The sequence below is a fragment of the Pseudoalteromonas sp. PAB 2.2 genome, assembly GCF_001938575.1.
GTDB lineage: Bacteria > Pseudomonadota > Gammaproteobacteria > Enterobacterales > Alteromonadaceae > Pseudoalteromonas > Pseudoalteromonas lipolytica.
Genome location: NZ_LYPI01000022.1, coordinates 83,725 through 90,212, shown reverse-complemented (window position 1 = coordinate 90,212; position 6,488 = coordinate 83,725). Strand labels below are relative to the sequence as shown.

The following is a 6,488-nucleotide window of genomic DNA, read 5'->3' as shown; positions in this document are numbered from 1 at the left end:
CAACTAAAGTTCGCCAATGAGCAGCCAGACTCTCCAAGTTGTGAACAACTGTTATCTCCCAAAGCATGGAAGCTATTATGGTTAAAGAGAATAAAAACACCATTGCCTTCAACCGCTCCAAATATGTCATGGGCGTATCAAGAACTGGCAAAGCTAGGAGGCTGGAAAGATACCAAGCGCACAGGGCGTGCATCTGTCAACGTGTTATGGCAAGGATGGTTTAAACTTCAAACCATCCTTGAAGGCTATGAATTAGCAATGTCTCTCGGTGAAAAGTTGTGATCAAGAGACAGCTCACTGAGTGGCTTTTTTATAACTTCCCTCTCTAACCGCCACTAAGTAAATTATTTGTTAATTTATTTCACCAAAACCTTTACAAAAATAATAATATAATAAAGTATTATAAATAGTTTGATTCCTTCAAACTAATCCAAGGATCAGAACACACCAAGAAAAGCTCAAAAACAATGATTTGGAGACACAATGATACTTTCTAAAAATACAGTCGGCGTTATCGGATTAGCCGCCAGTTTGCTGTTACCGAGTGCCTATGCCATTGATAACGGCGTCTATACGATTAAATCGAAATACAGTGAAAAACTTGTCGAAGTTGCTAACGCCCAAACCAATGATGGCGCAAACGTGAGTCAATGGGGGAATACGAACCACGATACACAGCGCTGGCTAATTACCAACATTGGCGGCAGTAATTATTCGGTCATTAACTTGAACAGTGGTAAAGCTCTCGAAGTATTTGATTTCTCGACTGACGATGGAGGCAACGTTGTACAATATGAGTATGCAAACATTGCCAGTCAGCACTGGCAAATCAATGAAGAAGGCAGTGGCTATTATAGCTTTATCAATGATCACAGCGGTAAAGCACTCGACTTATATGAATTTAATGGTAATGATGGCGCGAATATTAGTCAGTGGAGCTACAATGGCAGTGATGCTCAGCAATGGCAACTTACTAAACTCGCCAATGTAGAATCCACTCCTTTTGACCCATCGACCACCAATGGTGCAGCCAATCACTGGCCATTAACAGGCAGTTTAGTGACCCATGATCCGACTATTGGTTACGAAAATGGCACATGGTGGATTTTTCAAACAGGTCCCGGTATTTACGGCAAATACTCAAGTGATGGCGTAGATTGGAATGATGCTTTACCTGTTTTTCCAAACGGACTTGCTTGGTGGGGCAACTATGTACCTGATCATGATGGAATAGATGTGTGGGCGCCTGAATTAAAACGATACAATAATCGCAGTTGGTTATACTACGCTATTTAGACATTTGGTTCACGAGTCAGTGCCATCGGTTTAGCATCAGCCAGTAGCGTGGCCGCAGGCAATTGGCGTGATGATGGCTTAGTGATCAACACCACAAATAGCAATAATTACAACGCGATTGATCCCGATTTAATCGTGGCTAAAGATGGTGCGCCTTGGCTTACATTTGGCTCATGGAATTCAGGGATCAAGCTTACGCGCATTAACCCAATGACCATGAAACCCTTTGGCGAAATTTACTCATTAGCGAGTCGCTCTGGTGGTATTGAAGCCCCTACTATTATCTATCGCCAAGGTTACTACTACTTATTCGTTTCTATGGGTAAGTGTTGTGAAGGTACTAACAGTACCTATCGAATTGCATACGGCCGTTCAACTGATATCCGTGGCCCTTACCTTGATAAAAATGGTAACAACATGCTATCAGGGGGCGGTAGTATCCTTGATGCAGGTAACAGCCAGTGGGTCGGTCCAGGTGGACAAGATATCCTTAATACCGATGTGATTGTGCGCCATGCATATGATGCGGGTGACAATGGCAGACCAAAGCTGCTTATTAGCACACTTAATTGGGATGCGAATGGGTGGCCTAAATACTAGCTTTCTTTCATGAAGCGCGTGCAAACGCGCTTTTTAGAACCTTTCAAAAATACTGCGAATAAAGTCAGAGTTTAAAATTTGTGTGACAACGCCACTACCCCACACATATGCTCGCTGTAGCGGGTATCCTTTAAAAATCCAGCGTTTACGAACATGATTAAAGTCATGCAAATACGCCGCTTTTGCTTGCGGTAATGAGTCGTTTGCTAGTTTTTGCCATGCTTTATAAACCCCACTCATATCAGCCCCTCGCATAAAGCGCTGCAACCAACGCGGAAAACGAGCAAACCGAATTGCTGACTGAAAATCAATGATATAGGGCTTACCATCTTGTGAACAAATCACATTACCCAGATTACGCAGGTCTAAGTGCACCACACCGTGGCGATGCATTTTTGCGACTAAACGCTCAAACTCTTTAAAAAAGTCGCGCGGTAATTGCTGCTGTTGCAATGCAAGCTCCCTTAGTGGTGTACCTTCAATAAAATCATAGGCAATGGCAATAGGCGATAAACGACAAAAGTGGTCTACCACACCGTCAACACCTTTAAGCCGTGACAATCCCTTGTACTCTTGATTTATAAACAGTGGAGCAATGGTTTTTCTAACCCACCACGGGCTATGCTGAAAATCTTTAATGATTAAATCGTGTTGTGCGTCTTTATAACGATACACAATTGCATTGGCAAAGCGCCCTGTATGCAATACAGACAAGCCTTCACGACTAAATTGATGTGATGGAAACTGAGCTTGAAGCTGAGCGAGTAACGATGATTCAAACATAACAACCCGGTATTTATTAAATTAAATGCCTAGGCAACTATATTATCAAAACGACACGGCAGCGACAATGTACCGCTTAGAGAAATTTATGCTTTTAAATTATGAATCGCTCTAAAGAGTAAGCTGGCAAGTTGGTTTTTCTCATCCTCAGAAAAGCCCGCTAATGCCTCACGGTAAATATCATTAACGGTGGGCAGTATCTCAGGATAAAGCTGTTTGCCCTTTTCTGTAAGGCATAAAATGGTTGAACGGCGATCTTCTATTGACTGCTGTTTAGCCACTAACCCTTTATCTTCTAAACGGCTTAATAGGCGACTCATGGCACCACGGTCATACACCATGTGCTCGCACAGTTCAGCCAACGTTGTTACTTTTCCTCGAGCAAGCAGTACCACCACAATGTATTGTGCCGAAGTCAGTTCTTTACTTTTTAGAGCACAGTCTAGGTGAGTCACTAAATTAGAGCGCAAATACGACACCAATCGCCCGAGATCTTGAACGGGATCTAAGTCTTCAATACGGCATTGCCCAATAGATACAGGTTCTTTCATAGTTCCTCACCGCAGTTAATCGTCATTCATAGACCGTTAACCACTAAAATAATTCAATCTGAGTTCATTGCTTCAACGCCTATGATTAGTGTAGCGTAGGTAAGCGTACAAATTTCAGAGGGCGTTATGCTAAGTAAACAACATATTATCAAGTATTTAAGCCTCATAGTACTGTTACTACTGTGTTGGTTAGAACAGTTTCAGCAGTATATTATGAGCTTTATTGACAGCGCCCTGCTGCAATCGACTCTTGTGTATGCGTCTTCACGTACCGTCAATGCGGCAATTTCTTTATTACAATCCGCCGAAGTCGGTATTGGTATAGCCAGTATTCAACCAGCTCAGCTACTTGACCCCGTCAACGATTTAGCGGAGTACATGTCGGATGCGATGCGTCTTGCCATTGGCTCACTATTTTTACAGCGAATTTTATACACGATTTCATCCGGCATCATATTTAGCAGTGTTTTTACAGTATCAGTAATTGCATACCTTATTTGTGAGTGGCGTGATTTTTACCCAACGCTTCGCCATAAATTAATGGCGAGCCTGATCCTTATTCGCTTTTTAGTTCCTGCGGTGGTGCTAACGACGGGGTTGGTAAGCCAAGTATTTTTAGACGAGCAAATAAACCAACAAAGTGAGCAAGTCAGCGAAAAAGTGGCTACCGTAAATAATAATGCCAGCACAACGTCGGCACTGTCAGCAAAGCTAAAAGCCGAAGTCGACAGTCAAAAACAGACCCTCTTCGACAAGCTATCGTTACTTAATGATCAGCAAATTAAAAACCACCAGCAAGCGACCGAGCTCAAACTACAAATGGCTGAACTCGACAAAAAAATAGAAGCGATTCAAGCCACTCGCAGTTTATCTGAGGTAATCACTTTTAAAGAACTAGCCAAAGCAAAACCATTACTCGATCAAAAGCAGCAACTCACCGCCAAGTTTAATGCTGTGCTTGAACAACAAATGGCGCTTAATCAAGAAAAAGACGCCTTAAACGAGCAACTTGACACCCTGAATGCGTCGCTTAACCACGATTCATCATCACAAGTGAGTAAAATTATCGACACCGTCACCTCGGGCATTAGTAATATGGTGGCCACCGTTGAAGACTTGTTTATCGACTTTTTAAATATTTTGTCGTTGCTTATTTTAAAGCTGCTATTAATGCCTTTAATATTCTTATACTTGTTCAATAAAGCATTCAACGCTATTTGGCAGCGCCGTTTTATCGATGTCATAAAGCAAACAAAAGAACAGGCTTTTAATCACTGATAATTAGTCTAAAGTTATAAACTGAATTCATTTTTAAAGGATATAAGTATGACTGAGCAACGCCACAACCACATTCCCCAAGAAGCCTTCGATTGGTACGACGAATATGCCCATGGCTTGATAGACCGTCGTACTTTTATGAAAAAACTCGGTGGTCTTGTTGCTCTTGGTTATTCGATGGCAGTATTAAGTAGTGCTCTACTGCCTAATTACGCCTTAGCAGAGCAAGTATCCTTTAACGACCCAGACATAAAAGCCAGCTATAAAACCTTCGACTCCTTTAAAGGGCATGGCGAGGGTAAAGGCTATTTAGTCGAACCGACAAATTTAACCTCTAAGCGCCCTATTGTACTCGTTATTCACGAAAATCGTGGGCTTAATCCTTATATTAAAGATGTCGCTCGCCGCCTTGCCAAAGCAGGATTTATTGCGTTTGCCCCAGATGCGTTGCACCCGTTAGGTGGCTACCCTGGTAACGATGATGAAGGCCGCGCAATGCAGCGTTCAATGGATAAAGAAAAAATTCAGCAAGACTTTGTCGCCGCAGCAGAGTACTTAAAACAACACCCAAACAGCAATGGCAAACTTGGCGCTGTGGGCTTTTGCTTTGGGGGTTATATGGTGAATTACTTAGCCGCCGTCGACAGCACGTTAATTAATGCAGGCGTGCCTTACTATGGTACTCCCGCGGTTAAAGAGCTTAGAAAAAACATCAAAGCACCGTTATTGGTACATTTAGCTGAATTCGATACACGTGTGAATGAGACTTGGCCAGATTATGAGGCTGATTTAAAAGCTCACCAAGTCCCCTACACGATGCATATGTACGAGAAAGCAAACCATGGTTTTCATAACGATTCAACATCACGCTATGATGAAAAGCAGGCAGAGCTTTCTTGGCAACGCACACTCGCATTTTTTAACGAGCAATTGATTTAAGCGGAGCAATTACATACACTCTCGAAAAAATTTAAAGGCTAATAAGTACATGGAATCAGAGGTTCGTTATCGCTTTGACTCTCAACAAACCGCTAACCGCTTTTTAAATAAACTCAGACACTGGTCTGTGGCTAATGTTAAAGCCAGCCTATGCCAAGGCGGTTTTGGCGTGAAGATTCGCTATGAAGCGGATAACTCAGGGTTTGATTATACCTTAGCCGAGCTTGATGACTTGGCCATGCAACACGAAGGCATAGAGTTTTAATTATCAGCATTAAAAACGGCTAACCTAGGTTAGCCGTTTTGATAAATAGAGGGGGTTCTTTTTACAGATCAAAACTGCGCGAAATAGACGCGACGATACGCTCATCGGCAGTATCCCAGTCTAGACTGGTGTTTTCACCTGCAAGCTCAAAGTCAAAACCTGCAAAACTAGTTTGGTACGCCAAACGATAATGGTTATAAGATTTATCGTTGCCATCCCACGCAAATTTATTACCATCTAACGAGTTAGAAATATCAAAGCTTGCACGTATCGCATGATTCGGCGCAATTTCAACCGTGTGGGCAATCATAGAAATCACATGGCCTGCATCGGTACCAAAATAATCCCATGCATACCAAAAGTTCAACTCTGTGAAACCTAAGCTGTTGGTATAACCAAATTTAGCGTAGGTTTCAAAGTAGTTACCATCGCTAGAATAATCTTCACCGTGGTACGAGTAATATGCAATACCATAATCAACACTGAGGGCCTCATTGAGCTCAACAAAATGACCTAAGTAAGCATCCCATTCAATGTCGGTGCCTTCACCAAAATCAACATTTGAGGCCCACGTACCGACATACATGCCTGAATCTGCAAAGGCATAATCTAGGCTACCCTGAATGGCAGGGTCGTTCATCGTTTGACTAACACCGTTAAAGGTATAGTCAGATGCAAGTGTAACGGTGGTAGATAAGTCAGCCATCGCTGATGTCGAAAGTAGTGCCAATGGCAACGCTATTGCTAATACTGTTTGTCTTGTTGTCATGTTGGTT

The 6,488-nt window shown here is 42.4% G+C and carries 7 protein-coding genes and 2 pseudogenes; 6 read left to right on the top strand and 3 right to left on the bottom strand.

Annotated elements, in window-relative coordinates; genetic code table 11:
* From BWD47_RS18290 to BWD47_RS20295, 3 genes and pseudogenes are all read left to right on the top strand, one after another.
* Nucleotides 1-282: pseudogene (locus tag BWD47_RS18290) on the top strand (IS4 family transposase); the annotation flags it as partial.
* Nucleotides 283-483: 201 nt separating this feature from the next.
* On the top strand, nt 484-1,296 hold the full coding sequence (locus tag BWD47_RS20300; protein WP_256719428.1) for an RICIN domain-containing protein: 813 nt from the start codon (nt 484-486) through the stop codon (nt 1,294-1,296).
* A 21-nt stretch (nt 1,297-1,317) separates the two neighbouring features.
* A pseudogene (locus tag BWD47_RS20295) lies at nt 1,318-1,896 on the top strand (family 43 glycosylhydrolase); the annotation flags it as partial.
* Nucleotides 1,897-1,929: 33 nt separating this feature from the next.
* Here the strand turns inward: BWD47_RS20295 and BWD47_RS18280 are convergent.
* Both BWD47_RS18280 and BWD47_RS18275 read right to left on the bottom strand, forming a co-directional pair.
* Nucleotides 1,930-2,679, bottom strand: a complete 750-nt coding sequence (locus BWD47_RS18280; protein ID WP_036966563.1) for an RIO1 family regulatory kinase/ATPase — start codon at nt 2,677-2,679, stop codon at nt 1,930-1,932.
* 86 nt (nt 2,680-2,765) lie between these two features.
* A complete protein-coding gene (locus BWD47_RS18275; RefSeq protein WP_036966560.1) occupies nt 2,766-3,230 on the bottom strand; it encodes a MarR family winged helix-turn-helix transcriptional regulator in 465 nt (154 codons plus the stop codon).
* Between the two features lie 126 nt (nt 3,231-3,356).
* Between BWD47_RS18275 and BWD47_RS18270 the strand changes: the two genes are divergently transcribed.
* The 3 genes from BWD47_RS18270 to BWD47_RS18260 are packed head-to-tail and all read left to right on the top strand — an operon-like array spanning nt 3,357 to nt 5,712.
* Nucleotides 3,357-4,508: a hypothetical protein gene (locus tag BWD47_RS18270; RefSeq protein WP_075594443.1), complete on the top strand. Its 1,152-nt coding sequence runs from the start codon at nt 3,357-3,359 to the stop codon at nt 4,506-4,508.
* 48 nt (nt 4,509-4,556) lie between these two features.
* Entirely contained in the window at nt 4,557-5,447 is an 891-nt protein-coding gene (locus BWD47_RS18265; protein WP_036966557.1) for a dienelactone hydrolase family protein, read from the top strand.
* Between the two features lie 49 nt (nt 5,448-5,496).
* A complete protein-coding gene (locus BWD47_RS18260) occupies nt 5,497-5,712 on the top strand; it encodes a hypothetical protein (RefSeq protein WP_036966555.1) in 216 nt (71 codons plus the stop codon).
* Nucleotides 5,713-5,773: 61 nt separating this feature from the next.
* Here the strand turns inward: BWD47_RS18260 and BWD47_RS18255 are convergent, their stop codons facing one another.
* A complete protein-coding gene (locus BWD47_RS18255; protein ID WP_075594442.1) occupies nt 5,774-6,481 on the bottom strand; it encodes a TorF family putative porin in 708 nt (235 codons plus the stop codon).
* Nucleotides 6,482-6,488: the final 7 nt, after the last annotated feature.